Source organism: Mesorhizobium sp. PUT5 (assembly GCF_052216645.1).
GTDB lineage: Bacteria > Pseudomonadota > Alphaproteobacteria > Rhizobiales > Rhizobiaceae > Mesorhizobium.
In genome coordinates, this window is the sequence record NZ_JBQOSO010000003.1 from 2139630 (window position 1) to 2165403 (window position 25774).

At 65.4% G+C, this 25774-nt stretch carries 27 protein-coding genes; 17 read left to right on the top strand and 10 right to left on the bottom strand.

Going from position 1 to position 25774, the window contains the following annotated elements:
• Position 1: 1 nt before the first annotated feature.
• The 8 genes from ACTDI4_RS11970 to lpxK all read left to right on the top strand — a co-directional run bounded on the left by ACTDI4_RS11970 (position 2) and on the right by lpxK (position 7979).
• On the top strand, positions 2-1459 hold the full coding sequence (locus ACTDI4_RS11970; RefSeq protein ID WP_442841355.1) for a M16 family metallopeptidase: 1458 nt from the start codon (positions 2-4) through the stop codon (positions 1457-1459).
• Positions 1456-2301 carry a patatin-like phospholipase family protein gene (locus tag ACTDI4_RS11975; RefSeq protein WP_442841356.1) on the top strand — a complete coding sequence of 282 codons (846 nt, stop codon included), beginning with the start codon at positions 1456-1458 and terminating at the stop codon, positions 2299-2301. The genes ACTDI4_RS11970 and ACTDI4_RS11975 overlap by 4 nt, the downstream gene beginning before the upstream one ends.
• An 89-nt stretch (positions 2302-2390) precedes the next feature.
• Complete coding sequence (locus ACTDI4_RS11980) at positions 2391-3734, top strand: TldD/PmbA family protein (protein ID WP_442841357.1); 1344 nt, start codon at positions 2391-2393, stop codon at positions 3732-3734.
• 7 nt (positions 3735-3741) lie between these two features.
• The gene (locus ACTDI4_RS11985; protein WP_442841358.1) at positions 3742-4527 is read left to right on the top strand and encodes a 3'(2'),5'-bisphosphate nucleotidase CysQ; all 786 of its coding nucleotides are present in this window, start codon (positions 3742-3744) and stop codon (positions 4525-4527) included.
• A 77-nt stretch (positions 4528-4604) separates the two neighbouring features.
• Complete coding sequence (locus ACTDI4_RS11990; RefSeq protein ID WP_442841359.1) at positions 4605-4850, top strand: DUF4170 domain-containing protein; 246 nt, start codon at positions 4605-4607, stop codon at positions 4848-4850.
• A 2-nt stretch (positions 4851-4852) separates the two neighbouring features.
• A complete protein-coding gene (locus ACTDI4_RS11995) occupies positions 4853-5644 on the top strand; it encodes a lysophospholipid acyltransferase family protein (RefSeq protein WP_442841360.1) in 792 nt (263 codons plus the stop codon).
• Complete coding sequence (waaA, locus tag ACTDI4_RS12000) at positions 5641-6957, top strand: lipid IV(A) 3-deoxy-D-manno-octulosonic acid transferase (protein ID WP_442841361.1); 1317 nt, start codon at positions 5641-5643, stop codon at positions 6955-6957. Before ACTDI4_RS11995 ends, waaA begins: the two co-directional genes overlap by 4 nt.
• Positions 6954-7979: a tetraacyldisaccharide 4'-kinase gene (gene lpxK, locus ACTDI4_RS12005; protein WP_442841362.1), complete on the top strand. Its 1026-nt coding sequence runs from the start codon at positions 6954-6956 to the stop codon at positions 7977-7979. The genes waaA and lpxK overlap by 4 nt, the downstream gene beginning before the upstream one ends.
• Before the next feature lie 6 nt (positions 7980-7985).
• Here the strand turns inward: lpxK and ACTDI4_RS12010 are convergent, their stop codons facing one another.
• The 4 genes from ACTDI4_RS12010 to ACTDI4_RS12025 form a co-directional block, all read right to left on the bottom strand.
• Entirely contained in the window at positions 7986-8225 is a 240-nt protein-coding gene (locus tag ACTDI4_RS12010) for a DUF2093 domain-containing protein (RefSeq protein WP_442841363.1), read from the bottom strand.
• Positions 8226-8309: 84 nt separating this feature from the next.
• Entirely contained in the window at positions 8310-10136 is a 1827-nt protein-coding gene (gene mutL, locus ACTDI4_RS12015) for a DNA mismatch repair endonuclease MutL (RefSeq protein WP_442841364.1), read from the bottom strand.
• A gap of 108 nt (positions 10137-10244) precedes the next feature.
• A complete protein-coding gene (gene queF / locus ACTDI4_RS12020; RefSeq protein ID WP_442841365.1) occupies positions 10245-10706 on the bottom strand; it encodes a preQ(1) synthase in 462 nt (153 codons plus the stop codon).
• A gap of 85 nt (positions 10707-10791) precedes the next feature.
• A complete protein-coding gene (locus ACTDI4_RS12025) occupies positions 10792-12864 on the bottom strand; it encodes a putative bifunctional diguanylate cyclase/phosphodiesterase (protein WP_442841366.1) in 2073 nt (690 codons plus the stop codon).
• A 242-nt stretch (positions 12865-13106) separates the two neighbouring features.
• Between ACTDI4_RS12025 and ACTDI4_RS12030 the strand changes: the two genes are divergently transcribed.
• Together ACTDI4_RS12030 and tdh are read left to right on the top strand one after the other, a co-directional pair.
• The gene (locus ACTDI4_RS12030; protein ID WP_442841367.1) at positions 13107-14297 is read left to right on the top strand and encodes a glycine C-acetyltransferase; all 1191 of its coding nucleotides are present in this window, start codon (positions 13107-13109) and stop codon (positions 14295-14297) included.
• Positions 14298-14307: 10 nt separating this feature from the next.
• Entirely contained in the window at positions 14308-15342 is a 1035-nt protein-coding gene (gene tdh / locus ACTDI4_RS12035; RefSeq protein ID WP_442841368.1) for an L-threonine 3-dehydrogenase, read from the top strand.
• Between the two features lie 11 nt (positions 15343-15353).
• Here tdh and ACTDI4_RS12040 read toward each other — a convergent pair whose 3' ends face one another.
• Complete coding sequence (locus ACTDI4_RS12040) at positions 15354-15800, bottom strand: MarR family winged helix-turn-helix transcriptional regulator (protein ID WP_442841369.1); 447 nt, start codon at positions 15798-15800, stop codon at positions 15354-15356.
• A gap of 93 nt (positions 15801-15893) precedes the next feature.
• Here ACTDI4_RS12040 and hmgA point away from each other — a divergent pair, with 93 nt between their 5' ends.
• The 4 genes from hmgA to ACTDI4_RS12060 all read left to right on the top strand — a co-directional run bounded on the left by hmgA (position 15894) and on the right by ACTDI4_RS12060 (position 18994).
• The gene (gene hmgA, locus ACTDI4_RS12045; RefSeq protein WP_442841370.1) at positions 15894-17207 is read left to right on the top strand and encodes a homogentisate 1,2-dioxygenase; all 1314 of its coding nucleotides are present in this window, start codon (positions 15894-15896) and stop codon (positions 17205-17207) included.
• Positions 17208-17297: 90 nt separating this feature from the next.
• Positions 17298-18311, top strand: a complete 1014-nt coding sequence (locus tag ACTDI4_RS12050; RefSeq protein ID WP_442841371.1) for a fumarylacetoacetate hydrolase family protein — start codon at positions 17298-17300, stop codon at positions 18309-18311.
• A 127-nt stretch (positions 18312-18438) separates the two neighbouring features.
• Positions 18439-18696, top strand: a complete 258-nt coding sequence (locus tag ACTDI4_RS12055; protein WP_442841372.1) for a BrnT family toxin — start codon at positions 18439-18441, stop codon at positions 18694-18696.
• A complete protein-coding gene (locus ACTDI4_RS12060; RefSeq protein ID WP_442841373.1) occupies positions 18683-18994 on the top strand; it encodes a BrnA antitoxin family protein in 312 nt (103 codons plus the stop codon). Before ACTDI4_RS12055 ends, ACTDI4_RS12060 begins: the two co-directional genes overlap by 14 nt.
• A gap of 16 nt (positions 18995-19010) precedes the next feature.
• Here the strand turns inward: ACTDI4_RS12060 and hppD are convergent, their stop codons facing one another.
• Positions 19011-20123, bottom strand: coding sequence for a 4-hydroxyphenylpyruvate dioxygenase (gene hppD / locus ACTDI4_RS12065; RefSeq protein ID WP_442841374.1), 1113 nt, complete (start codon positions 20121-20123; stop codon positions 19011-19013).
• A gap of 116 nt (positions 20124-20239) precedes the next feature.
• On the opposite strand from hppD, the gene ACTDI4_RS12070 reads away from it, so the two are divergent.
• Positions 20240-20719, top strand: coding sequence for an Lrp/AsnC family transcriptional regulator (locus ACTDI4_RS12070; protein ID WP_442841375.1), 480 nt, complete (start codon positions 20240-20242; stop codon positions 20717-20719).
• Positions 20720-20721: 2 nt separating this feature from the next.
• Here the strand turns inward: ACTDI4_RS12070 and ACTDI4_RS12075 are convergent, their stop codons facing one another.
• The 4 genes from ACTDI4_RS12075 to aztA form a co-directional block, all read right to left on the bottom strand.
• Positions 20722-21060, bottom strand: a complete 339-nt coding sequence (locus ACTDI4_RS12075) for a TIGR01244 family sulfur transferase (protein WP_442841376.1) — start codon at positions 21058-21060, stop codon at positions 20722-20724.
• A 182-nt stretch (positions 21061-21242) separates the two neighbouring features.
• Positions 21243-22205: a zinc ABC transporter substrate-binding protein AztC gene (gene aztC, locus ACTDI4_RS12080; protein WP_442841377.1), complete on the bottom strand. Its 963-nt coding sequence runs from the start codon at positions 22203-22205 to the stop codon at positions 21243-21245.
• 38 nt (positions 22206-22243) lie between these two features.
• Positions 22244-23119, bottom strand: a complete 876-nt coding sequence (aztB, locus tag ACTDI4_RS12085; protein WP_442843339.1) for a zinc ABC transporter permease AztB — start codon at positions 23117-23119, stop codon at positions 22244-22246.
• Complete coding sequence (gene aztA, locus ACTDI4_RS12090) at positions 23119-23931, bottom strand: zinc ABC transporter ATP-binding protein AztA (protein ID WP_442841378.1); 813 nt, start codon at positions 23929-23931, stop codon at positions 23119-23121. Before aztA ends, aztB begins: the two co-directional genes overlap by 1 nt.
• Positions 23932-24134: 203 nt before the next feature.
• Between aztA and ACTDI4_RS12095 the strand changes: the two genes are divergently transcribed.
• Positions 24135-24479, top strand: coding sequence for a RidA family protein (locus ACTDI4_RS12095; protein ID WP_442841379.1), 345 nt, complete (start codon positions 24135-24137; stop codon positions 24477-24479).
• Between the two features lie 187 nt (positions 24480-24666).
• The gene (gene hutG / locus ACTDI4_RS12100) at positions 24667-25485 is read left to right on the top strand and encodes an N-formylglutamate deformylase (RefSeq protein WP_442841380.1); all 819 of its coding nucleotides are present in this window, start codon (positions 24667-24669) and stop codon (positions 25483-25485) included.
• Positions 25486-25774: the final 289 nt, after the last annotated feature.

The following is a 25774-nucleotide window of genomic DNA, read 5'->3' on the forward strand; positions in this document are numbered from 1 at the left end:
CATGCCGAGCCTGACCGCCATTCGCGCGCGCATTGCCGCGCCAGCAGCCGCGTTGCTGCTTTCGATCCTGTTCCTCCTGCTGCCGGCGATCGTGGCGCGGGCTGAGGTCAACATCCAGTCCGTGACCTCCGAGAAGGGGATTACCGCCTGGCTGGTGGAAGACTATACGGTGCCCATCGTCACCATCCGCTTCGTCTTCGACGGCGGCTCCACGCAGGATCCGCCCGGCAAGGAAGGGTTGGCCAACCTGATGACCGGCCTGTTCGACGAGGGCGCGGGTACGCTCGACAGCGACGCCTTCCAGACCCGTCTCGACCAGGTCGGCGCCGAGATGAGCTTCGAGGCGAGCCGCGACGGTATCTACGGCTCCATGCGCATGCTGGCCGACCACGACGAAGATGCTTTCGAGCTCCTGCGCCAGGCGGTTGAAGAGCCGCGTTTCGACCAGCAGGCCGTGGACCGCATTCGCGGCCAGATCCTGTCCAACCTGCTGGCGGGCGAGCGCGATCCGGCGACGGAGGCTCGGGAGAAATGGCTGCGCGCGGTCTATGGCAACCACCCCTATGCCCGGCCGGACGAGGGTACGAGCGGGAGCGTGAAGGCCATTACCGTCGATGATCTGCACGCCGCGCACAAGGCGTTGTTCGCACGCGACGGGCTGCATGTGGCCGTGGTCGGGGCCATCGACGCGCCGACGCTGAAGCGCGACCTGGACCTGCTGTTCGGCGACCTGCCGCAGAAGCAGTCCCTGCGCCCGGTCGCGGATTTGCAATTGAAGCTCGGCCAGCAGCTTCAGGTCGACTACGACCTGCCGCAAACCTCGCTCCAACTGGCTTTTCCGGGCGTAAAGCGCAATGCGCCGGACTTTTACGCCGCGGCGCTGATGAACCAGATCCTCGGCGGCGGCACTTTCACGTCGCGCCTGTTTCGTGAAGTTCGCGAGAAGCGGGGTCTTGCCTACAACATCAGTTCCGCCCTGGCCGATTACGATCATGCCTCAGCATTGGTCGTCGCCACCGCAACCCGATCCGACCGCGCCGCCGAGACGCTTGCCGTCATTCGCGACGTCGTCAGGGACATGGCGGTGAACGGACCCACCGAGCAGGATCTGGCGGCGGCGAAAGCCTATCTGGTCGGCGCCTACGCGATCAACAACCTGGATTCGTCAAGCTCGATCGCCTCCACCCTGGTCGAACTGCAATTGGACCGGCTCGGCATCGACTATATCCAGCGCCGTGCCGGCCTTCTCAATGCCGTGACGCTGGACGAAGTGAAGGCGGCCGCCAGGAAGCTGCTTTCGGCCGAGCCCACAGTCATGGCGGTCGGCCCTCCGCTCTCGGGGGCTGCCGAAGCCGGTACGGCAGGGCCGGAAGGCGACAAGGCCGCGGCGCAGGGAACCGCCGGGAGCGGCACCAGCGGCGGCGCGGCCCAGGATGGCGCCCGAGGGGGCGGTGGATGAGCCCGACCTTCGGCGTCGCCTTCGGAGGCGGCGGGGCGCGCGGTCTGGCCCATATCCACGTCATCGAGACCCTGGACGAACTCGGCATCCGGCCGGTGGTCATCGCCGGCTCGTCGATCGGCGCCATCATGGGGGCCGGCATGGCTTCGGGCATGACCGGGCGGGAAATTGGCGACTATGCCCGTTCCATCCTCGGCACGCGCGCGCAGGTCGCCAGCCTCATGTGGAAGGCCCGGCCCGGCAGTCTCGCCGAGATGATGCGGGGCGGGCTGCGTGTCGGCCAGTTCAATGTCGAGCGCATCCTGAAAGCCTTTCTCCCGCCGGCCGTGCCGAAAAGCTTCGACGCGCTCCGGATTCCGCTGAAAGTGACGGCGACCGACTATTTCGGCCACAAGCTCGCCGTGTTCGAGGACGGGGACCTGCATTCGGCGCTTGCCGCCTCGGCTGCCATTCCGGCCGTGTTCCGGCCGGTGGTGCGGGACGGGCGCATGCTGATCGACGGGGGCATCTACAATCCGGTGCCCTTCGACCTCATCGAAGCGGATGCCGACATCACCATCGCCGTGGATGTGGTGGGAGCGCCGTCGGCAGCCGAGAGCAGGCGGCCGACTTCGGTCGACCTGATGTTCGGCGCAACGCAGCTCATGATGCAGTCGATCATCGCCAACAAGCTGACGCAGTGCCAGCCGGACATATTGATCCGACCGCCGGTGTCGCGGTTCCGCGTGCTCGATTTCCTCAAGATGAATGCGGTGATGGCCGAAACCGCTTCGGTGAAGGACGAATTGAAGCGTCGCATCGAGGCCGTGCTGAAATCTCGCCGTCAACTGCAGGCGCACTGAACGTTTCCGGCGGTCGCCTGCCATTGCACAAGGGCCCGCGGGACAATAGATGCACCATCGACAGGCCGCCAAATGACAGGATTGCAGGCATGAAGGATATGCTGGACCCCTCGCAGCTCACCGACCGCGTGGCGGAGCTCGTCGAGGCCGCGAAACGGGCGGGGGCCGATGCCGCCGACGCCGTGGTGGTGCGCGGCCGTTCGACCAGCGTGTCGGTGCGCTTGGGCAAGGTGGAGGATATCGAGGCGGCGGAAAGCGAGGATGCGTCGCTGCGCGTCTTCGTCGGGCGGCGCGTCGCCAGCGTCTCGGCCAACGCGGCGTCCGATGCCGACGAACTCGCCGGCCGCGCGGTAGCGATGGCGAAAGTGTCGCCGGAGGATCCCTATCAGGGGTTGGCCGATCCCGCCCTGCTGGCCAAAGAACGGCGCGATCTCGATCTGTTCGACGCCACGGAGATCTCGGCCGACCGGCTGAAGGAGGATGCGCTGGCCATGGAGGCGGCCGCTCTTGCCGTCGAAGGCGTCACCAATTCCTCCGGCAGCGGCGCCAGCGCCGGCATGGGCGGCCTGGTGCTTGCCACCTCGCACGGTTTCCTCGGCCATTATGCCGCCACCCGTTTCTCGCGCTCGGCCAGCGTGATCGCGGGCGGGGGCACCGCGATGGAGCGCGACTACGACTTTTCCTCGCGCCTGCACTTCGCCGATCTCGATGCGCCCGAGACCATCGGCCGCAAGGCGGGCGAGCGGGCGGTGAAGCGTCTCGGGGCGCGCAAGGCGGCAACCGGTGCCGTCGACGTCGTGTTCGACCCGCGCGTTGCCCGCGGCATCGCCGGGCATCTTGCCGGCGCCATCAATGGCGCGGCGGTGGCGCGCAAGACCAGCTTCCTGCGCGACATGATGGGCAAGCAGGTCGCCTCCGCCGCCATCACCGTCATCGATGAACCGCTGCGCATCCGCGGCCAGTCTTCCCGGCCCTTCGACGGGGAAGGCGTGGAAGGCGAAAGGCTGGTCATGGTGGACAAGGGTGTGCTGGGCCACTGGTTCCTGTCGACCTCCACCGCGCGCGAACTGGGCCTGACCACCAATGGGCGCGGCGTGCGCAGCGGCTCGTCCGTGTCGCCGTCATCCACCAATCTGGCGATAGAGCCGGGCGAGAAGACGCCGCTGGAACTGATCGCCGCTCTCAAGACGGGTTTCTACGTCACCGAGGTGTTCGGCCAGGGCGTCAACATGGTCACCGGCGAATACAGCCGTGGCGCTTCCGGATTCTGGATCGAGAATGGCGAGATCGCCTATCCGGTGTCCGAGGTCACCATCGCCTCCAATCTCAAGGCGATGTTCCTGAACATGATGCCGGCCAACGATCTCGACCGCAATTTCGGCACGGCGGCGCCGACGCTGCTGATCGAGGGGATGACCCTTGCCGGAAGCTGATGCGATCATGGCAAGAGACCTCGCCGAAGACCTCGCCCTGCTGCGGGAGGCGGCGTGCGAGGCCGGCGCGATCGCGCTCGCCTATTTCGGAAAGGACCCGCAGGTGTGGTTGAAGGGCGGCACCTCGCCGGTCAGCGAGGCCGACTATGCCGCCGACGCATTCCTGCGCAGGACGCTTATGGCGGCACGCCCCGGCTATGGCTGGCTGTCGGAGGAAACCGCCGACGATCCGGCGCGCCTTGCCGCACGCCGAACCTTCGTGGTCGATCCGATCGACGGCACGCGCGGCTTCCTGCAGGGTGCCGATACCTGGTGCGTCAGCGTCGCCGTGGTGGAGAATGGCCGCACGCTTGCCGGCGTGCTGGAATGCCCGGTCAAGCGCGAGACCTATTGGGCCGTTCCCGGCGGCGGCGCATTCCGCAACGGCCACTCCATCGGCGTGCGGGCGCCGGGCACCGCGCTGGAGGTGGCCGGCCCCAGGCCTATGCTCGACCTGCTGCCGGCACGGTGGCAAAGCCGGCTGCACCGGGTGGCATACATTCCTTCGCTGGCGTGCCGCCTGGCGATGGTAGCCGCCGGCGATCTCGATGCAACCTTCGTCAAGCCCGACGCGCATGATTGGGATATTGCCGCCGCCGAACTTATCCTGGCCGAAGCCGGCGGCAGCCTGCTCGACAGGCGCGGCCGGGCGCCGACCTTCGGCGGTGAGATCATCCGCCACGGGGCATTGGCGGCAGGCAGCGGCGAGTTGCTGGAGGCCATGGCGGCCGTGATTGCGCAAGCCGGTAGCTGAACGGGTTTTGACCAGTTTCAAAACCGCATGCTTTGGGTTAGACCAGCTACCAAAATCATGGGACTTGAAGGACGCACATGGCTGGCAATGAAACGGAAAAACAGCTTTTGCACCTGGTGTTCGGCGGCGAGCTGAAAACGCTCGGCAGCACCGAATTCCGCGACCTCGAAGCGCTTGATATCGTCGGCATCTATCCGAACTACCAGTCGGCCTATGCCGTTTGGAAGGCCAAGGCGCAGGCCAGCGTCGACAATGCGCATATGCGCTATTTCGTCGTGCACCTGCATCGCCTGCTCGATCCCGAAGCAAACGCCGGCGCTTGACGATGGAGCAAAGGGTGGCGCAGCCGCGGGCGCAAGAGCCCGCGCCAGGCAAGAAGCGTGGCGACAGGACCTTGCGGGCATTCTGGAAGAGGATACGCAAGCCGCTGGCGCAGTCTCGCTTCGTCAAGGGCGCCATCGTCAGCCTGTTCGTGCAGGCCATGCGCTTCATCCGCATGACCAACCGCACCGCTCCGGGCTCCATCCGCTTCGAGGGCAGCGAATATGAAAGGCTGGAGCCCGCCATCATCGCTCTTTGGCACGGCCAGCACCTGTTGATGCCGGCCGCCTATCCGAGCCGGCGCAACCTGGTCGCCATGGTCTCGCGCAGCGCCGATGCCGAGCTGAACGCGCAGGTGATCGAACGCTTCGGCATAGAGACCGTGCGCGGTTCGGGCGGGCGTGAAGATGCGCGCCATCTCGACAAGGGGGGCGCCAAGGCGCTGATCGGCCTGAAGAAGTCGCTCGCCGCCGGCAAGAACGTCTGCATGATCGCCGATATCCCCCATGGCACGCCCCGCGAAGCCGGGATGGGCGTCGTGTTGCTGGCGAAGCTTTCGGGGCGGCCGATCTTTCCGGCCGCGCTCGCCACCAGCCGCCGCAAGGTGCTGGAGAAGAGCTGGGACAAGACCACCATCAACCTGCCCTTCGGCCGTCTGGCCATCGCCGCCGGCCGGCCGGTGCATGTGAGCGCGGACGCCGACGAGGCGGAAATGGAGCGCAAGCGCCAAGAGTTGACCGACGAGCTTAACGCGGCCACCGCCAAAGCCTACAGCCTGGTGGATGGCGGACGATGAGCGAACACTGGGCGCGCACCGTGCTGTCGATGTACCGCTTCGCGGGCGCCGCCGCCTATCCGCTGATCGGACCCTATGTCGCCTGGCGCGTCTCGCGCGGCAAGGAAGACCGCAGCCGCACCCGCGAGCGCTATGGCGTGGCCGGGCGCCCGCGGCCGCCGGGCCCGCTGATCTGGGTCCATGCGGCAAGCGTAGGCGAGACCATCGCGGTGGTGCCGCTGGTGGAGAGCATCCTGGCCTATGGCGTCAACATCGTGCTGACCACCGGCACGGTGACCTCCGCCAAGGTGGCCGAGGAGCGGCTTTCCGATCGCATCATCCATCAATATGTACCGCTCGACCTGAAGCCGGCGGTCAGCCGCTTCCTCGACCATTGGCAACCGGACCTGGCCATCATAGCCGAATCCGAGATCTGGCCGATGACCATACTGGAACTGGGCGCCCGGCGCGTGCCGCAGGTGCTGGTCAATGGCCGCCTGTCCGACCGCTCCTTCTCGTCCTGGAAGAAGCGGCCCGGTGTCGCCGCGGCGCTGTTCGAGAACCTCGCCCACGTCGTGGCGCAATCGGAAGTGGACGGCGAGCGCTTCCGCGCACTCGGCGCGCGGCCGGTGACGGTGTCCGGCAATCTCAAGGGGGACACTGTGCCGCCGCCCGCCGACGAACTGGCGCTTGGCGTGCTGAGGCGGCAGATCGGCGCGCGGCCGACCTGGGCCGCGGTCTCCACCCATGAGGGGGAGGAAGACATCGCCGCCAACGTCCATCTGGCCCTGCGCGCGCGCCATCCGGGCCTGCTCACCATCGTCGTGCCGCGCCATCCGGACCGCGCCGACGCGCTGGCCGAGCAGTTCGCGGCCATGGGCCTTCACGTCGCGCGGCGCAGTTCCGGCGATCCGGTCGAGCCCGGCATCGACATATTGCTGGGCGACACGATCGGCGAGATGGGATTGTACCTGCGGCTGACGGAGATCGCCTTCGTCGGCCGCTCGCTGACCTCGCAGGGTGGGCAGAACCCGCTGGAGCCCGCCATGCTCGACACGGCGGTGCTCGCCGGGCGCAACGTGCAGAATTTCCGCGAAGCCTACCAGAAGTTGCTCGACAGCGGCGGCGCCAAGCTGGTGCGCGACAGCAACATGCTGGCCGGCGCCGTCAATTTCCTGCTTACCAACGAGGCGGCGCGGCGCGGGATGATGGCGGCCGGAGCCGCGACGGTGGCCGAGATGCGCGGCGCGCTGGCCCGTACGCTGAAATCGCTGGAACCTTTCGTCCAGCCCCTCATCGTCAAGGCGCGCCTCAAGAGCGCCGGTGGCCGTTGACCTCCGAGGCGCCCCCCTTCTGGTGGGAGAAGCCGGACTGGCGTGCCGCGATGCTCGCGCCTCTGGCGCTCGCCTACGGTCTCGTCGCAGGGCGCCGGATGAAGTCGGCACGCCGCCGCAAGATCGACGCGCCGGTGCTTTGCGTCGGGAATTTCACCGTCGGCGGCTCCGGCAAGACCCCGGTGGCGATCGCGCTTGCCCGGGAAGCGCAGCGCATGGGACTTTCCCCCGGTTTCCTGTCGCGCGGCCATGGCGGCAGCTTTTCGGGCGTGCATGTCGTCGATCCCGACCATGACGGCGCCCGCCTGGTGGGCGACGAGCCGTTGCTGCTGGCGCGGCAGGCGCCTACGGCGGTTTCGCGCGACCGAGCGGCGGGCGCGGAACGCCTGATGGCAAAGCACGGCTGCGATTTCCTCATCATGGACGATGGTTTCCAGAGCGCGCATCTGCACATGGATCTCGCCTTGCTGGTGGTCGACGCCCGCCACGGCCTCGGCAACGGCCGCATCATTCCCGCCGGTCCGCTGCGCGCGCGCATCGGCGACCAGCTTCTGTTTGCCGATGCCGTGCTGAACATGGGCGAGGGCACCGCCGCCGACGCGCTGGTGCGCCGGGCGGCGCGGGCAGGTAGGCCGATCTACCAGGCGCAGGCCTTTCCGGTTGAGGTGGAGCGATTCGCGGGCCGGCGGTTCCTGGCCTTCGCCGGCATCGGGCATCCGGAAAAGTTCTTCGACACGATCGCGGCGGCCGGCGGCACGGTCGTAAAGTCGCGAGCCTTCCCGGATCATCATTTCTATGCCGAGGACGAACTGGCCGAGCTTGCCGAAACCGCCCGGCGCGAAGGCCTGACGCTGCTCACCACGGCCAAGGACGCCGCACGCCTGCGCCATGAGGCGCCTGCGGGGTTCCTGGACGGACTGGAAGTACTGGAAATCGACACGGCGTTCGATCCGCCGCATGTGCCCCGTCTGCTCGTCGAACAGACGCTGGACGCCTGGCATCAGCGCCGTGTCCGGAAATAAAGCCGGTCAGCCGCCGCGCCGGCTGCGCAGGTCGGGATTGGCCTCGATCTCGCGGCGCAGCGAGACGTCCGCGCTGACATAGGGCTCCTGGCGGGCGACGCTCCAGTATTTCAGCTCGTCCAGCGGGATGGAATCGCCCGTGACGGCGCAACGCACGAACGAGCCGGGGCTGACGACCTGGAAATCGCCGTCCAGATAGCGGATGCGGGCCTCGCGGCCGCCTGGCCCTTCAAAGCGGTTCATCATGGGTGTGCGTCCATTCTCATCGGTCGTTTCGGCCACAAATCGCCGGCCAGGTCAAGGACATCCGGTCGCATCCTTTCGGGCACGTCACCGGCGTCCGAACAGCCGCTCGATATCCGCCAGCTTCAGCTCGATATAGGTCGGGCGGCCGTGATTGCAGGTGGCCGAGCCGGGCGTCGCCTCCATCTGGCGCAGCAGCGCGTTCATCTCCTCGGGCCGCAGCCTGCGCCCGGAGCGCACGGAGCCGTGGCAGGCCATGGTGGCGGCGATGTGATGCAGCCGCTCCTTCAGCGTCTCGACCGTGTCGTTGTCGGCCAGTTCGTCGGCGAGGTCGCGGACCAGTTGTCCCACGTCGATCTCGCCGAGCATCGAAGGCGTTTCGCGCACCGCGACCGCACCCGGCCCGAAGCGCTCCAGCCCGAGCCCGAAGCAGGCCAACGTCCCGGCGTGCAGCGCCAGCCTTTCGGCGTCCTCCTCCGGCAGGTCGACGATCTCGGGCAGGAGCAGCATCTGCGCCGGCATGGGACGCGCTTCGAGCGCCTGCTTCAGCGCCTCGTAGACCAGTCGCTCATGCGCAGCGTGCTGGTCGACGATGACCAGCGAATCGACGGTCTGGGCAACGATGTAATTCTCGTGCACCTGCGCGCGGGCCGCGCCCAGTTCCGTTCGCAACAATGTCTCGGAAGGCTCCTGCAAACCGGCTCGGGCATCGGCGCCTTGAAGCGGCCCGGCGTCGAAGGTGGCCTGCACGCTTTCGCCAAAGCCGGTTTCCAGCGGCCGGTAGGGCGAACGCGCTGGGTCGAAGCCGGGCGCCGGCTCGGGGCGGAAGAAGGGATGGGCGCCCTGATGCCCTTTGGTTCCGGAGCCGCCCGGCCGGAACGCGGCCATCATGCCCGCAGCGCCGGTCGTGGCCGGGCGAATGCCGGCGGCGGCGAGCGCCTGGCGGATGGCACCCACGATCAGCCCGCGCACCAGGCCGGGATCGCGGAAGCGCACATCGGCCTTGGCGGGATGTACGTTGACGTCGACCAGCGCGGGATCGAGCGTGAGGAACAGGACGGCGAGCGGATGCCGGTCGCGCGGCAGGACATCGGCATAGGCGCCGCGGATCGCACCGGCGATCAGCTTGTCGCGTACCGGGCGGCCATTGACATAGGCATATTGCTGCAGCGCATTGGCGCGGGTGAAGGACGGGATCGAGACGTGGCCGGAAAGACGCACGCCCTCGCGCTCGGCATCGATGGCGAGCGCGTTGTCGGGGAAGTCGGCGCCCATCACTTGCGCGATGCGGGCGAGCTGGCCGTCGGCGCCATTGCCGGCGGCAGGCAGGTCCAGCGTTGAACGGTCAGGGCCGGCCAGCGTGAAGCGCACATCGGGGAAGGCAATGGCGATGCGCTTGACCACCTCGCTGGTCGCGGCGGTTTCGGCGCGCTCGCCTTTCATGAATTTCAGCCGTGCCGGCGTGGCGAAGAACAGGTCGCGCACCTCCACGGTGGTGCCGCGATTGGCGGCGGCCGGGCGCACCGGCAAGAGCCGGCCGCCTTCCAGGCCGATCTCGGCGGCGCTGTCGCCCTCGGCCGTGCGCGAGCGGATGGTAAGCCTCGCCACCGAGCCGATCGACGGCAACGCCTCGCCGCGAAAGCCGAGCGAGCGGATGTCGTGGATATCGTCGCCCAGCTTGGAGGTGCAGTGCCGCGCCACGGCCAGCGGCAGTTCCGGCAAGGGAATGCCGGCGCCGTCGTCGGTGACGCGGATCAGCGCGAGTCCGCCGCCGCCGGTGACGACCTCGATGCGGGAAGCGCCGGCATCCAGCGCATTCTCCACCAGTTCCTTGACCACGCTGGCGGGGCGTTCGATGACCTCGCCGGCGGCGATCTGGTTGATCATCGTGTCGGAAAGCTGGTGAATGGGCATTGTGCCACTATACCGGGATTCGACCGCGCTGCGAAAGCGCCGGGCTGCAGGACGTGGCGCCAAAGCCGGAATGGCGATCTTGGATGTCCTTGGCACCCTCAGATGCGGTCAGCCTCGCCCTCGATAGGGCGTTACGCCCGTGTCCGGCAGCCATGCATCCTCGGGCGGAGTGCCGGTCTGCCAGAACACGTCGATGGGGATGCCGCCGCGTGGATACCAGTAACCGCCGATGCGCAGCCAAAGCGGCCTTGCCGCCGCCACGATGCGCCGGCCGATGGCGACGGTGCATTCTTCGTGGAAGGCGCCGTGGTTGCGGAAGGATGTCAGAAACAGCTTGAGCGACTTCGATTCGATCAGCAGCGCATCGGGCGCATAATCGATGACGATATGGGCGAAGTCGGGCTGGCCCGTGACCGGACAGAGCGACGTAAACTCGGGCGCGGTGAAACGCACGATCGCCGGCGGCCCGTCACCCCGGCTGAACGGAACGGTTTCCAGAACCGCCCTGTCCGGGCTTTGCGGTATCTCCGCATGCGCGCCGAGTTGGGTAAGCAAATCTGTCGCGGTCATGGCGAGGCTTCTTTCAGAAGGGGCCGGCGCACATGCCTTGATATAGTCTGGCGGCACTGGCGGGCAACGATCTGCCGCCCGCAGGTCAGACCGCCCCGGAGACCAGCTTCAGCTTCGCCTGGCGCGGGTTGCGCGCAACCAGCCATTCCCGCGCCTTGTCCTGCGGCATCGGAAAGGCGATGGAATAGCCCTGCACCTGGTCGCAGCCGATCGCCGAAAGCGATTCCAGTTCTGCTTCCGTCTCCGCCCCCTCGGCGACGATCGAGATGCCGAGCCCGCGCGCCAGTTCGGTGATGGCGCGCACGATCTTGGAGTTGTCGTCGTTCTCGTGGATGTTCTGCACGAAGCGGCGATCGATCTTCAGCCGGTCGATCTCGTTGGGGTTGACGTGGCTGAGCGAGGCATAGCCGGTGCCGAAATCGTCCAGTTCCAGATGGACCCCGGCAGAGCGGATATGGCGCAGCTTCGCCGCGATCCCGGTCTTTTCGTCGTCCAGGATGACGGATTCCACGATTTCCAGCGATAGCTTGGAAGGCGGCAGGCCGGCCGCTTCCAGCGTCTTGAACAGGAAGGTGTCGAAATCGGCCTCGCGCAATTCGCTGCCGGAGACATTGACGGCCAGTCGGCCGAAGAGGATGCCGTCGCGGTGCCATTCGGCGCCCTGACTTATGGCCTTTTCGATGACGATGCGGCCGATGTCGGCCATCAGTCCGCATTTCTCGGCCACGGGGATGAATTCGCCGGGAGAGACCATGCCGCGGTCGGCATGTTTCCAGCGCGCCAGCGCTTCCACGCCGATGATCGATCCGTCGCGCAACGAAACCTGCGGCTGGAAATAGACGTCGAAGGCGCGTTCGGCGATGGCTATCTGGATATCCTGTTCCAGCCGCTTGCGATGGTCCAGTTCCTGGCGCAACTGTTCGGAGAAGAAGGAGGCCGCGCCTCCGCCCAGCTTCTTTGCCGAATAAAGGGCAAGGTCTGCGTGGACGAGCAGATCCTGCACGTTGTCGGCATCGACCGGATAGACGGCGATGCCCGCGCTGGCGCCGGGCTGGATGGTGGTTCCCTGATAGACGATCGGCTGGTTGATGCGCGACAGGATGCGCCTGGCCACCGTGTTGATGTCTTCGCTGCTGCCGGCTCCGTTCAGAACCATGATGAACTCGTCGCCGCCCAGCCGCACGCACAGATCCGACGCGCGGCACGATTCGCGCATGCGCTGTGCGGTGGCGATGAGCACATAGTCGCCGGCGGCATGCCCCAGCGTGTCGTTGATCTGCTTGAAGCGGTCGAGGTCGAGCTGCACGACCGCGACCCGCTCGCGCCGCCGGTGCGCGCTCTTGAGAAGCTCATCGAAATGGTCGGTCAGAAAGGTGCGGTTGTGCAGCCCCGTCAGCCCGTCATGGATGGCGATGAAAGCCATCGAGTTGCGCGCGTCGATCAATTCGTGGGTCTTACGCAGGATCACGTTCGACATGGGCCGGAAGATGAACAGCGCGATCAGGACGATCGCGCCGATCGTCGCGTAGAAGAGGGTGCGGTGAAGGCTGAGCAGCCCGCGCGACTTCTCTTCGGCATGCATGCGGATGCTGTCGGAAAGCGCGGCGTAACCCGCCAGCGTGGCATTGGCGATGGGCGCATCGAGCGAGATGACCTCGCCGTCGAACTTGCGGTTCTTCTCGCCGTTCAGGCTTTTCAGCCGGTTGTCGATGGCTGACGCCAGGCGCCGGCTGCTCGAGGCCAGTCCAACCGTGAAGTGGTCGAGGTGAAAGGGTCTGCCGAACAGAACGGCCTCGACGGAAAACGGCGGGGTCGATGCCGAAAGTTTGGGGTCGGCGCCGAGGGTTTGCATCAGCCGGTCGTAGTTCTTCTCGAACTGGTCAGTCGCCTCCATCAGGGCCGACAGAAGGGCCGGCTGCTTGTCGCGCGTGGCGGCATCGGCAACGGCGGCGAGGAAGACGATGCGCTGCGAGAGCGTCTTTTGCGTGGAGACGATGTCGAGCAGGGCGCGGTCACGTTGCTGGGCGGCGATCATCTGCTGCAGCAGGATGAAAGAGGCCATCGCCATGCCGGCAATTATAAGCAAGGCAGCCCAATAGGCGCTTTTGAAAAGAAAGGTCAGCCTTCTCGAATCGGCTTGTGCCGGCTGCTGCGACATATCCTATGGGGGCCTTTGAACGGGCAAAATATCGCTTCATACTGAGGTGCAAATGGTTAACGAGCCGGCAACCAGGCGGGTGCGGGGCGCCGTACCCGAACAAGTTTGAAGAGATGGTTACCGCCTTCTTATAAAGTAGCAGCTTATGTTCTGTCGCAACCGTCCGAAGGCTCGGTCGCTTTTGTAATGGATTTTTCGACCGGACGGGGCGACAGTCCTTCCCGGCAGGAACGGGACCGACCATGACCGCGGCATTTTTATCCTCTCTCGACGACCAACTGGAGGGCCTCAGGCAGGCCGGGCTGTACAAGGCCGAGCGCGTCATCACCTCCATGCAATCGGCCGAGATAGAGGTGGCAGGCGGCGGCAAGGTGCTGAATTTCTGCGCCAACAACTATCTCGGCCTCGCCGACAGCGAGACGCTCCGCGAGGCGGCCAAGGCCGGGCTCGACCGCTACGGCTACGGCATGGCCTCGGTTCGCTTCATCTGCGGCACGCAGGAGGAGCACAAGCAACTGGAAGCGCGCATTTCCGCATTTCTCGGCACGGAGGACACGATCCTCTATTCATCCTGCTTCGACGCCAATGCGGGGCTTTTCGAGACGCTGCTGTCGGAGGAAGACGCGATCATCTCCGACGCGCTGAACCACGCCTCCATCATCGACGGCGTGCGGCTGTCGAAAGCGAAGCGCTTCCGCTATGCCAACAACGACATTGCGGCGCTGGAGGAAGAACTGAAGAAGGCCGAAGGCTGCCGCTTCAAGCTGATCGCCACGGACGGCGTCTTTTCCATGGACGGCATCGTCGCAAATCTGCAGGGCGTCTGCGATCTCGCGGAAAAATATGGCGCCATGGTCATGGTGGACGACAGCCATGCCGTCGGCTTCGTCGGCCGGCACGGGCGCGGTTCGGCCGAGCATTGCGGCGTCGAGGGCAGGGTGGACATCATGACCGGCACGCTGGGCAAGGCGCTGGGCGGTGCGTCCGGCGGCTATACTTGCGGAAAGCGTCAGGTTGTGGACTGGCTGCGCCAGCGCTCGCGGCCCTACCTGTTCTCCAACACGCTGATGCCGGCGATCGCTGCGGCGTCGCTCAAGGTCTTCGATCTGGTCGAAAATGGCGACGGCCTGCGCGCCCGCCTCTATGCCAATGCAGAGCGCTTCCGCTCCGCGATGACGAAGCTGGGCTTCACGCTGGCCGGGCAGGGTCATCCCATCATTCCGGTCATGCTGGGCGATGCCGCGCTCGCGCAGGAGATGGCGGCGCGCATGCTTGCGCGCGGCGTCTACGTCATCGGCTTTTCCTTTCCGGTCGTGCCGAAGGGCCAGGCGCGCATCCGCACCCAGATGTCGGCCGCACATTCGACAGGCGACATCGACCGCGCAGTCGAAGCGTTCGGGGAAGTCGGGCGCGAACTGGGCGTGATTTCGTAAGGAGCGGGAAATGTCCAACATGATGCGGGCGCTGGTGAAGGCAAAGGCCGAGCCAGGCATCTGGATGGAGCGGGTGCCGGTGCCGGAGATCGGCCCCAACGACGTGTTGATAAAGGTCGGGAAGACCGCGATCTGCGGTACGGACGTGCATATCTACAACTGGGACCAGTGGGCGCAGAAGACGGTGCCCGTGCCGATGGTGACCGGCCACGAATTCGTCGGCACCATCGCCGAGGTCGGCTCGGCGGTCACCGAATACAGGGTCGGCCAGCGCGTATCGGGCGAAGGGCACATCGTGTGCGGCCATTGCCGCAACTGCCGTGCGGGCAGGGGGCACTTGTGCCGCAACACGCTGGGTGTCGGCGTCAACCGGCCGGGCGCCTTCGGCGAATATGTCGCGATTCCCCAGCACAATGTGGTGCCGATCCCCGATGACGTGCCGGACGAGGTGGCCGCGATCTTCGATCCGCTCGGCAATGCGGTGCACACGGCGCTGTCCTTCGACCTGGTCGGCGAGGACGTCCTGGTGACCGGCGCCGGCCCGATCGGCATCATGGGCGCGCTGGTGGCGCAGTGCGTGGGCGCGCGCAAGGTCGTCATCACCGACATCAATCCCACCCGGCTGGCATTGGCCCGGAAACTTGGCGTCCATCACGTGGTCGATGCCTCGAAGGAAAAGCTGCGCGACGTCATGCGCCAGGAAGGCATGACCGAGGGCTTCGACGTGGGGCTGGAAATGTCGGGTGCTGCGCCCGCCTTCCGCGACATGATCGACACGATGAACAACGGCGGCAAGATCGCCATTCTCGGCATCGCGCCCACGGGCTTCGAGATCGACTGGAACAAGGTCATCTTCAAGATGCTGACGCTCAAGGGCATCTACGGCCGCGAGATGTTCGAGACCTGGTACAAGATGATCGCGCTGGTGCAGGGGCCGCTGGACGTGACCGGCCTCATCACCCACCGCATCGGCATCGACGACTACATCGAAGGCTTCGAGGCCATGAAGAGCGGCGATTCCGGCAAGGTGGTTATGGACTGGTGAGGCTGCCTGCCTCAAGCGACGAGCTTTTTCTCCAGCGCTGACAGCGCGGTAGCGATGGCCGCGCGCTCGCCATCGCGCAGCTTGTGCAGCAGTTCCGCCTCGAACGCCTTCGCCAGCGGCACCATCTCCCGATAGGCGGCAAGGCCGGCCCTGGTGAGCGCCAGGTGCTCGGCGCGGCGATCCTTTTCGTCGGGCGTGCGCACCAGCCAGCGCCGCCGCTCCAGTTCCGCGACGGCGCGCGACACCTTGGTCTTGTGCATGGAAGATTGTGCACCCAGCGCCGTGGCCGTCATTGCCCCATGCTGGCCAAGCCCGGCCAGAACGCGCCATTCGGGCCGGGTCAGGCCCAGCCGGTCCTTGTAGACCCGCGCAAAGTCGCGGCTGACCAGGTCGGCCAGATGATAGAGCCGATAGGGCAGAAAATTCTCCAGTTCCAGGACGTCGTGTTCGCCGGGCATGATGTTCCGTTCCAGACGTGGTGAACCTCGTTGATGGTTACAAAATCAATGGTTACGAATGTAACTGATATCGTCGACCCACGGGAGGTGGTCATGGCCTTTTCTTACATGCCGGGTTTCGGCAACGATTTCGAGACGGAGACCCTGCCGGGTGCGCTGCCGCAGGGCAGGAATTCCCCCCAGCGGCCGGCCTACGGGCTCTATGCCGAACAACTGTCGGGTTCGCCCTTCACCGCGCCGCGCGGCACCAACGAGCGCTCCTGGCTGTACCGCATCCGCCCGAGCGTCAAGCACACCGGCCGCTTCGAGGGCGCGCGCTATCCGCTGTGGAAGACGGCGCCGAACCTCGGAGACCACGAACTTGCGCTCGGCCAGCATCGCTGGAACCCGATGCCGATGCCGACGGAACCGACCGACTTTCTCGCCGGCATGCGCACCATGACCACGGCCGGTGATGCGCTGGGACAAAGCGGCATGGCCGCCCATGTCTACATTGCCAACCGCTCGATGACTGACGATCATTTCTTCAATGCGGACGGGGAGATGCTGGTCGTTCCTCAGGTGGGCAGGCTGAACTTTGTCACCGAAATGGGAGTGATCGAACTGAAGCCCGGCGAGATCGCCGTGCTGCCGCGCGGGCTTGTCTTCAAGGTCGAACTGGTCGACGCCGAGGTCCGCGGTTATGTGTGCGAGAACTACGGCGCCAAGTTCACGATGCCCGACAGAGGCCCCATCGGCGCCAACTGCCTGGCCAATGCGCGGGATTTCAAGACGCCCTGCGCCTGGTTCGAGGAAAAGGAGACGCCCTGCCGGCTCACCGTGAAATGGTGCGGCGCCTTCCACGTCACCGAACTCGACCATTCGCCGCTCGACGTGGTCGCGTGGCATGGCAACTACGCGCCTTACAAGTATGATTTGGCAACGTTTTCCCCGGTCGGTGCGATCCTGTTCGATCATCCCGACCCGTCGATCTTCACGGTGCTGACGGCACCGAGCGGCGAGGAAGGCACGGCCAATGTCGATTTCGTCATCTTTCCGCCGCGCTGGCTGGTGGCGGAGGATACGTTCCGCCCGCCCTGGTATCACCGCAACATCATGAGCGAATTCATGGGCCTGATCCACGGCCAGTACGATGCCAAGGAGGAGGGTTTTGTCCCGGGCGGCATCAGCCTGCACAACATGATGCTGGCGCACGGGCCGGACGCGCCCGGCTTCGAGAAGGCTTCCAGGGCCGAGCTGCAGCCGCATAAGCTGGACCGCACCATGGCCTTCATGTTCGAGACCCGCTTCCCGCAGATGCTGACACGCTTCGCCGCCGAAAGCCCCGCGCTCCAGCAGGACTATATCGATTGCTGGAAAGGCCTGAGGAAACGCTTCAACGGCACGCCGGAAGGGGATTGGAGTTAAGGTCGACGCTGTAATAAGGTCGTGCGTCCTTCCAGGGGACGCACGATGATGCGGCGGCAACCGCCGCAAACCGGGGAGAACGGAAACCGCATGAAACTTGCCACATTGAAGGACGGGACGCGCGACGGAAGGCTCGTCGTCGTCTCGCGTGATCTCACGCGCTGCACCGACGCCTCGTTTCTGGCGCGTACATTGCAGGCGGCGCTGGACGATTGGGCGCGAATTTCGCCGCATCTGGCCACTCTTGCTCAGTCGCTGGAGAGCGCCTCGGTGCCCTCGCAGCGCTTTCATGAGCATGACGCGCATTCGCCGCTGCCGCGCGCCTATCAGTGGGCGGACGGTTCGGCCTATCTGAACCATATAGAATTGGTGCGCACGGCGCGCGGTGCCGAGATGCCGGAAAGCTTCCGGACCGATCCGCTGATGTACCAGGGCGGCTCCGACAGCTTCGTCGCCCCGCGCGATCCGATCCGCATCGCCGACGAGGCGTGGGGCATCGACATGGAGGCGGAAGTCGCCGTGATCGTCGGCGACGTGCCGATGGGCGCGACCGTCGAGGAGGCGCGGGCGGCGATCCGGTTGGTCATGCTGGTCAACGACGTCTCGTTGCGCGGGCTCATCCCGCCTGAACTCGCCAAGGGTTTTGGCTTCTTCCAGGGCAAGCCGTCATCGGCCTTTTCGCCTGTGGCCGTGACCGCGGACGAACTGGTCGATGCCTGGGACGGCAAAAGATTGCATCTGCCGCTTTGCGTGGATCTCAACGGCAAGCCGTTCGGCCGCGCCAATGCGGGTGTCGACATGACCTTCGATTTCCCGCAACTGATCGCACATGCGGCCAAGACGCGTCCGCTGGCCGCCGGCACCATCGTCGGCTCCGGCACCGTCTCGAACAAGCTCGACGGTGGACCGGGAAAACCGGTGGGAGAGGGCGGCGTCGGCTATTCATGCATTGCCGAGCAGCGCATGATCGAGACGATTGCCGACGGTGCGCCGAAAACGCCCTTCATGCGCTTCGGCGACACCGTGCGCATCGAGATGAAGGACAAGGCCGGCCGCTCGATCTTCGGCGCGATCGAACAGACGGCGGAGAGATACGAGCGTTGAGCCCGATCGGCTGGCCCGCCTTCGGGAGTGCCGAGCATAGGTCGCGACGGATCGGCCGGCAGGAGCCATGCTTATTATTGTAGCTACGAAAAAGATTGACTAGGATTTCTTGTAGGTACATATATTAATGAAGATCGTCTGGGACGAACCGAAGCGGCTGGCCAACATCGAAAAGCATGGGCTGGATTTTTCGGCGCTCGATGGTGAATTCTTTCTGGGTTCGTTGGTCGTTCCTGCAAAGTCCGGCCGTTTCAAAGCGATAGGTAAACTGGCCGACGGCGTCGTCGCCGTCGTGTTTGTCCGCCTTGGAATGGAAGGCGTGTCGGTCGTTTCCATGCGGTCTGCGAGCCGGACTGAAAGGAGGCATTTTGATGAAGAAACCTGAAAAATATGCTGAATTCGAACCGAACCGAGGTTACGCCAAGGCGGATTGGGACACTGCCTCGGACAATCCGGAATGGAGCAAGGAAGATTTCCGCAATGCAAAGCCCTTCGCGGAAACGTTTCCGGACCTTGCCGAAAGCATCCGGCGGGCGCGGGGGCGTCCGGCGCTCGCCCATCCCAAGAAGCAGGTGACATTGCGGCTGGACAGCGATGTGATCGCCAGTTTCCGAGCCGGCGGGCCGGGTTGGCAAAGCCGGATCAACGACGCCTTGCGCAAGGCGGCCGGTCTGTCGAAATAGGCTGGCTGCGGTTTCGTTACTCGGCCGCCTGCACCTTCAGCACGCCGCGACGGATCTGGTCTTCCTCGATGGATTCGAACAGCGCGCGGAAGTTGCCCTCGCCGAAACCTTCGTCCCCCTTCCTCTGGATGAACTCGAAGAAGATCGGGCCGATCACGGTCCTGGAGAATATCTGCAGCAGGATCTTGGTCATGCCGCCGTCGACGACGCCTTCGCCGTCGATCAGGATGCCGTGCTTCTTCATGCGCTCGATCGGCTCGTCATGGCCAACCACGCGCTCGCGGCTCTTGTCGTAATAGGTGTCGGGCGGGCCGGGCATGAATTTCAGCCCGTTGCCGGCCAACCGGTCGGTGGCGTCGTAGATGTCTTCCGTGCCCACGGCGATGTGCTGGATGCCTTCGCCCTTGTATTTCTTGAGATATTCCACGATCTGGCTCGTCTCGTCCTTGGACTCGTTGAGCGGGATGCGGATCTTGCCGCAGGGCGAGGTGATGGCGCGGCTGACGAGCCCGGTGATGCGTCCGTCGATGTCGAAATAATGAATCTGCCGGAAGCCGAACAATTCGCGGTAAAAATCCCACCACTTGTCCATATTGCCGCGATAGACGTTGTGGGTGAGGTGGTCGAGATAGTAGAAGCCGACGCCCTCCGGCTTCGGGTCGCGCTCGCCGATCCATTCGAACTCGGCGTCGTAGGCTGAGCCTTTCGCCCCGTATTTCTCGATGAAATAGATGAGCGAGCCGCCGATGCCGACAATCGCGGGGGCCTCGAGCGCCTTGTCGTCATCCTCATAGGGCGTGGCGCCTTTCGCCACGGCATGGTCGAAGGCATGTTTCGCGTCGACCACGCGCCATGCCATGGAAGCCGCGCAAGGCCCGTGCTGGTCCACGAACTTCATTGCGTGCGAGCCGGGCTCGGCGTTGACGACATAGTTGATGTCGCCCTGACGCCAGACGGTGATCGCCTTTGTGCGGTGCTTCGCAACGGGCACGTAGCCCATGCGGGTGAAAAGCTCGGCCAGCTTCTGCGGCTCGGGATGCGCGAATTCGACGAACTCGAAACCGTCGGTGCCGGCGGGATTGGCCTCGCTGATCCTGGCCGGCGGTGCGTCGTGCGGGAAGGGGCCCATGACATGATCCTCCTCATCGATTCAGATCATTCTACGCCCGACTGGCCGCACGAGGCTTGCATTCGAATGCCCTGGATGCTCAAATTGCGCGCATTTCGTGCATAATCGAGAAGAAAATGGCTCCAGACGAGCGGATAGATCAGTTTGATCGCAAGATATTGGCGCTGTTGCAGCAGGATGCCCGGCTCACCAACAACGACCTGTCGGAGCGGGTGAACCTGTCCGCCTCGCAATGCTCGCGTCGCCGCCAGCGGCTGGAGGAAGACGGCTTCATACGCGGCTACCGTGCGGTGCTGGACCGCGACCGCCTCGGCTTTCCGCTGGTCAACATGATCTCGGTGACGTTGGCCACCCACAACCGCGACAACGCCCGCCGCTTTGGCGAGCTGGTGGCGCGGCTGCCCGAGGTTCAGGAGGCGCACGCGCTGACCGGCGAGATGGACTATATCTTGAAGGTGGTGACGCCCGACCTCAAGTCGCTGTCGGATTTCGTCAACGGCGTGCTTCTGCCGCATGAATCCGTGCAGCACGTCAAGACGGCGGTCGTCCTGGAAACCCTGAAGGAGACCGCCGCCCTGCCCATTAACAGGCCCTGACCCTAGCCTTTGGCCTGCTGGATCAACGCATAGAGATTGGCGCAGCGGCCGCCGGAGCGGCAGAAGGCCAGGATCGGCCCTTCGAGGTCGTCCAGCGCATGCGCCTGGTCTTCGACATTGTCGGTGGTGATCTGGCCGCTGACGACCGGGATGAAACGGAAGGCAAGGCCGGCCGCTTCCACCGCTGTCTGGATAGCACCGTGCGAAGGCTGGCCGGGCTGCTCGTCGTCCGGGCGGTTGCAGATGACGCTCTTGAAGCCAGCGGCCTTGATGGCGGCGACATCGCCCGGCGTGATCTGCCCCGAGACCGAGTAGTTGTCGGTGATCTGACGGAATTCCATGCGACCCTCGCAATCTGTTGTGCGCAGTGCCAGAAACAGTCTGGCAGGGGCGGCCTTCATGCCACCGCAGCTTGCTTTGTGCAACGCCGAAAGCCGGCCTTGCGGCCGGCCGTCAGCGCTCTGCGATGCGCAGCAGATCATGTAGGGTGAGGCGTGCCGCCATTCGAGGGGTGCGGCAGGCGTCAGCTTCCCAGGATCGCGCCTTTGATCTGGGCGATGTTGTTGCGCATCATGTCGATATAGGTCGATGCCGGGCCGTCGGGGCCGGACAGCGCGTCCGAATAGAGTGCGCCGCCGACCTTGATGCCCGTCTCCGCCGCTATCTGCTCGATCAGGCGCGGATTGGTGATGTTTTCCACGAAGATCGCCGTCGCCTTGTCCTGCCTGACCTGCGCGACAAGACGGGCGACATCGGCGGCCGAAGCCTCGGAATCGGTCGAGATGCCCTGCGGAGCCAGGAAGGTGAGGCCGTATTCGTGCTCGAAATAGCCGAAGGCGTCGTGCGAGGTGATGACCACGCGCTTCTGTGCCGGGATGGCGCCGATGGCCGCCCGTACGTCGCCGTCCAGGGCGTCCAGCTTCCGGGTATAGGCGGCGGCGTTGGCCTCGTAGTCGTCGCATCCGGCGGCATCGGCCACGCAGAAGGCGTCGGCGATATTTTTCACATAGATTTTCGCGTTGGCGACGGACTGGAAGGCGTGCGGATCGATGACGCCATGGTCATGGCGGTGCTCCGCATGGTCGGCTTCCGCATCTGCGGCGTGGTCTTCTTCCGCCTCCGCGAACTCAGGCTTGAATTCGACGGTATTCACCCCCTTGGTCAGTTCGACGATCTGCGCGCCGGTGGCGCTGGCCTCCACGAGCCGCCGGAGAAAGCCCTCGAAATGCAGCCCGTTGACCAGCACCACGTCTGCCTTGGCCATGGCCACCGCATCGGCCGGCTTGGGCTCGTAGACATGGGCGTCGCCATTCGGGCCGACGATCGTGGTGAGGGCGATACGGTCGCCGCCGACATTTTTGGCGAAGTCGGCAATGACGGTGAAACTCGCCACCACCTTCAGCGGCTCGGCGATCGCCGGCGCGGCCGCAATGGCACTTAATGTTATAACGCTCATCGCCAGGGCGCGTCGAAAGGATGGCAGCATGACGGGGTCTCCTTGCAGTTTTCTACGCTTATAAGGGTTCAGGCGGTGCGGTGCCGGTGGGGCACGATGCGGTTGCGCAGCGCGCCGCGCGTTCCGAAAAGGATGGAGGCGAGATAGACCGTGCCCGCCGACAGAATGATGGCCGGGCCGGATGGCAGCGACAGGTGGTAGGACAGAAGCAGGCCGGCCACGCAGGAAGCAAAGCCGATCGCCACTGCCACCACGCACATCGGCCCGACGCGCGATGTCCAGAAGCGCGCGCCCGCGGCCGGCAGGATCATCAGCCCGACCGACAGCAGCGTGCCCAGCGCCTGGAAGCCGCCGACCAGGTTGAGCACGACAAGGCCCAGAAAGACGAAATGCGCCGGGCCGCCCATCCGGCTCACGGAGCGCAGGAACAGCGGGTCGAGGCAATCGGCCACCAGTGCGCGCCAGAAGACGGCAAGGGCTGCAAGCGTGACGACGACGATGCCGCCGATGAGGGCAAGCGCCTCGTCGTTCAGCGCAAGAACGGTTCCGAACAGCACATGCATGAGATCGACGCTCGAACCTTTGAGCGAGACCATCAGCACGCCGATGGCGAGCGAAATGAGGTAGAAGGCCGCCATCGAGGCGTCCTCCCGCTGGATCGTGAAGCGGGAGACGGCGCCGGCGCCGAGCGCCACGACGATGCCCGCCACCAACCCGCCCACCGTCATCGGCAAAATCTCCAGCCCGTAGAGCAGGAAGCCGGCGGCTGCCCCCGGTAGGATGGCGTGCGCCATGGCATCGCCGGAAAGGCTCATGCGCCTGAGCATCAGGAAGACGCCGACGGGGCAGGCGCCGAGCGACAGCATGAGCGCGCCAAGCAAGGCACGCTGCATGAAGGCGAAATCAGCGAACGGCGCAATCAAAAGCCCGTAGAGCGCATCCATCACGCGGCCCTCGGCCCCAGATCGTGCTCGTGACGGGGTTCGGCCCCATGGCCGTGCTCCGCCGCTCCATGCCCGTGGTCGTGCGGCTCGCACCACGGCGCGTCGTCCTCCCACGCCTCGTGGAATTGCCGCGCCCGCAAAAGGTTTTCCGGCCGCAGCGTCTCGGTCGTTTCGCCCCAGGCCACCGGTCGGCGCGCCAGAAGCAGCGCCTCGGGGAAATGGCGGCGGACAAGGTCCAGGTCGTGGGCGACGACCAGAACAGTGCGTTCCTCGCCATGCCAGCGCTTGATCAGCGCAACAAGATCAACGACGGTCTTGGCGTCCACCGCGTTGAAGGGCTCGTCGAGAAGGATCAGGTCGGCATCCTGCACCAGCACGCGGGCGAACAGCGCGCGCTGCAACTGCCCCCCGGACAGCGTATCTATCGCGCGCTTCTCGAACCCCTCCAGCCCGACAGCCATCAGCGCCTTGCTTACCGATGCCCGGTCCTGAGCGGTGTGGCGGCCGAGCAGGCCGCGGCGGGGCCACAGGCCCAGCGATACGAGATCGACGACGCGCGCGGGAAAAGAGCGGTCCAGTTCCGACTGCTGCGGCAGATAGGCGATGCGCGTTGCCGGCAGCCGCGAAATCGCGCCAGAGATCGGCTTGAGCATGCCCACGATGCCCTTCATCAGCGTCGACTTGCCCGAACCGTTGGCGCCCACCACGGCGGTGAGCGACCCCTTGCGGATCACGCCATCGAGATGATGCACGGCGGGATGGCTTCCGTAGCCCAGCGTCAGATCGTCGAAGGTGAGGCAAGGTTGCAGCATGTGACGTTCCGTATGCGGTGGGGCGTGGGGAGCGTCGCTTCTGGATATGTGATGTTATTACATTAGTCAACGCATCGGCGCAAAATTCCCCAGACCGGAAAACGCGGTGGGGCAGGGTCGGCGGATGGCTTGCCCTTGCGCCGCGCAGCACCTAAACAGGCGCGGTCACCGTTGGAAGGCCATTCACTGGAAGGGAAGCAGAAATGAGCATTCGCCGTATCGATGTCGGGCCGCGCATGAGCCAGATCGTCATCCATGGCAACACCGTCTATCTGGCCGGGCAGGTCGGCACGCCGAACGCGAGTGTCGCCGAGCAGACCCGCAGCATCCTGGCGACGATCGACGGATTGCTCGCCAAGGCCGGCAGCGACAAGACCAAGATCCTTCAGACCATCATCTGGCTGGACGACATGGCCAATTTCGCCGAGATGAACAAGGAATGGGACGCCTGGGTGCCGCAGGGCCACACGCCCGCCCGCGCCACCGGCGAGGCGAAGCTGGCGGGTCCGGAATACAAGGTCGAGATCATCGTCACCGCGGCGATCTGAGCGGCTGCAGGCGTCCCGGCGATCACGCCGGAGGCGTGATGAAAGCCGTCGGCTTGCGCCGCGACATGGAACGGGGCGGACATGGGGCGATATGGGCGTTGCCCGCCCCGTGTCCGCTGCTCTACCATGTAAGCGGCGCAGCGGCGGACGCAGCCGCGCGCATCCACCCGGAGGGACAAGGAGCAGCATGATCGATACGCCCTGGCTCACCGTCACGCACGGCGCCGCGCCGCTGCTGGTTTCGATCCCGCATACCGGCACCGAACTGGCCGGGCTGGAAGGCCGGTTTTCCTCACCCTGGCTGGCGCGCTGTGACACAGACTGGTGGATCGAGAAGCTCTACGATTTCGTCTCGGGGCTCGGTGCCTCGGTCGTGCGCACGGCCATCTCGCGCAGCGTCATCGACGTCAACCGCGACCCTTCGGGCGCATCGCTCTATCCGGGGCAGGTCACCACCGGACTGTGTCCGACCGAAACCTTCGGCGGTGTCAGGCTGTATCGCGAAGGCGAAGAGCCCGACCCGGCCGAGATCGAGCAGCGGCGCAAAACCTGGTTCGACCCCTACCATGCGGCGTTGCAGGCCGAGATCGACCGCCTGCGCACGGTGCACGAGCGCGTCGTGCTCTACGATTGCCATTCGATCCGCTCGGAATTGCCGCGCCTGTTCGAGGGCACCCTGCCGGTGTTCAACCTCGGCACCAATGACGGCAAGAGCGCCGATCCGGCGCTACAGGAGAAAGTGCGCGGCATCCTGGCCGCGACCGGCGTTTCGCATGTGATCAACGGCCGCTTCAAGGGCGGCTGGATCACCCGCCACTATGGCCGGCCGGAAAGCGGCGTGCATGCGCTCCAGATGGAACTGGCCTGTCGCGGCTACATGCACGAGCCCGCCGATGCGGTCAGTCCGGAGAACTGGCCGAGCGAATACGATGCCGCTTTCGCCGCGCCGATCCGAGAGACGCTCGAGGACGTGCTCCGCGGCGCGGTCGCCTGGGCGCGCAACTGAACGACTTTGGCGGCCGGGCCGAGCCGGCTGCGGCAAGCCGGGAGTATAGGTCCGGCGTAGCGCACAGGATTTTTCCTACATGAATCGAGAAGGGGCAGGGCGCTCGTTAAAGCCCGTCTCCAAGCGTTATCGCGAAGCCGGCGAAATATCGCCGGCCATGCCGCTGCGATCACGAAAAAGCCCGAATCCTCTCCATTCCATCCGCGCCGTCGCTCACATAAGTGGGTGCCCGGAGTTGTCGGGGGGGCAACGCCTGCTATTGTCTGTCGGTATGGATCGCCGATCTCAT

What these genes read in the sequence shown, in the direction of transcription:
- ACTDI4_RS12040 (WP_442841369.1), bottom strand. Translation starts at nt 15,800, where the DNA reads ATGCCCGGCGAACACGACGTCCTGGAACTGGAGAATTTTCTGCCCTAT.
- ACTDI4_RS11970 (WP_442841355.1), top strand. Translation starts at nt 2, where the DNA reads ATGCCGAGCCTGACCGCCATTCGCGCGCGCATTGCCGCGCCAGCAGCC.
- ACTDI4_RS12075 (WP_442841376.1), bottom strand. Translation starts at nt 21,060, where the DNA reads ATGGAATTCCGTCAGATCACCGACAACTACTCGGTCTCGGGGCAGATC.
- ACTDI4_RS11975 (WP_442841356.1), top strand. Translation starts at nt 1,456, where the DNA reads ATGAGCCCGACCTTCGGCGTCGCCTTCGGAGGCGGCGGGGCGCGCGGT.
- queF (WP_442841365.1), bottom strand. Translation starts at nt 10,706, where the DNA reads ATGACCGCGACAGATTTGCTTACCCAACTCGGCGCGCATGCGGAGATA.
- ACTDI4_RS11995 (WP_442841360.1), top strand. Translation starts at nt 4,853, where the DNA reads ATGGAGCAAAGGGTGGCGCAGCCGCGGGCGCAAGAGCCCGCGCCAGGC.
- ACTDI4_RS11990 (WP_442841359.1), top strand. Translation starts at nt 4,605, where the DNA reads ATGGCTGGCAATGAAACGGAAAAACAGCTTTTGCACCTGGTGTTCGGC.
- ACTDI4_RS12050 (WP_442841371.1), top strand. Translation starts at nt 17,298, where the DNA reads ATGAAACTTGCCACATTGAAGGACGGGACGCGCGACGGAAGGCTCGTC.
- ACTDI4_RS12055 (WP_442841372.1), top strand. Translation starts at nt 18,439, where the DNA reads ATGAAGATCGTCTGGGACGAACCGAAGCGGCTGGCCAACATCGAAAAG.
- hmgA (WP_442841370.1), top strand. Translation starts at nt 15,894, where the DNA reads ATGGCCTTTTCTTACATGCCGGGTTTCGGCAACGATTTCGAGACGGAG.
- tdh (WP_442841368.1), top strand. Translation starts at nt 14,308, where the DNA reads ATGTCCAACATGATGCGGGCGCTGGTGAAGGCAAAGGCCGAGCCAGGC.
- aztC (WP_442841377.1), bottom strand. Translation starts at nt 22,205, where the DNA reads ATGCTGCCATCCTTTCGACGCGCCCTGGCGATGAGCGTTATAACATTA.
- ACTDI4_RS12095 (WP_442841379.1), top strand. Translation starts at nt 24,135, where the DNA reads ATGAGCATTCGCCGTATCGATGTCGGGCCGCGCATGAGCCAGATCGTC.
- ACTDI4_RS12025 (WP_442841366.1), bottom strand. Translation starts at nt 12,864, where the DNA reads ATGTCGCAGCAGCCGGCACAAGCCGATTCGAGAAGGCTGACCTTTCTT.
- hppD (WP_442841374.1), bottom strand. Translation starts at nt 20,123, where the DNA reads ATGGGCCCCTTCCCGCACGACGCACCGCCGGCCAGGATCAGCGAGGCC.
- aztA (WP_442841378.1), bottom strand. Translation starts at nt 23,931, where the DNA reads ATGCTGCAACCTTGCCTCACCTTCGACGATCTGACGCTGGGCTACGGA.
- ACTDI4_RS12060 (WP_442841373.1), top strand. Translation starts at nt 18,683, where the DNA reads ATGAAGAAACCTGAAAAATATGCTGAATTCGAACCGAACCGAGGTTAC.
- ACTDI4_RS12070 (WP_442841375.1), top strand. Translation starts at nt 20,240, where the DNA reads ATGGCTCCAGACGAGCGGATAGATCAGTTTGATCGCAAGATATTGGCG.
- ACTDI4_RS12010 (WP_442841363.1), bottom strand. Translation starts at nt 8,225, where the DNA reads ATGATGAACCGCTTTGAAGGGCCAGGCGGCCGCGAGGCCCGCATCCGC.
- hutG (WP_442841380.1), top strand. Translation starts at nt 24,667, where the DNA reads ATGATCGATACGCCCTGGCTCACCGTCACGCACGGCGCCGCGCCGCTG.
- aztB (WP_442843339.1), bottom strand. Translation starts at nt 23,119, where the DNA reads ATGGATGCGCTCTACGGGCTTTTGATTGCGCCGTTCGCTGATTTCGCC.
- ACTDI4_RS11985 (WP_442841358.1), top strand. Translation starts at nt 3,742, where the DNA reads ATGGCAAGAGACCTCGCCGAAGACCTCGCCCTGCTGCGGGAGGCGGCG.
- ACTDI4_RS11980 (WP_442841357.1), top strand. Translation starts at nt 2,391, where the DNA reads ATGAAGGATATGCTGGACCCCTCGCAGCTCACCGACCGCGTGGCGGAG.
- ACTDI4_RS12030 (WP_442841367.1), top strand. Translation starts at nt 13,107, where the DNA reads ATGACCGCGGCATTTTTATCCTCTCTCGACGACCAACTGGAGGGCCTC.
- mutL (WP_442841364.1), bottom strand. Translation starts at nt 10,136, where the DNA reads ATGCCCATTCACCAGCTTTCCGACACGATGATCAACCAGATCGCCGCC.
- waaA (WP_442841361.1), top strand. Translation starts at nt 5,641, where the DNA reads ATGAGCGAACACTGGGCGCGCACCGTGCTGTCGATGTACCGCTTCGCG.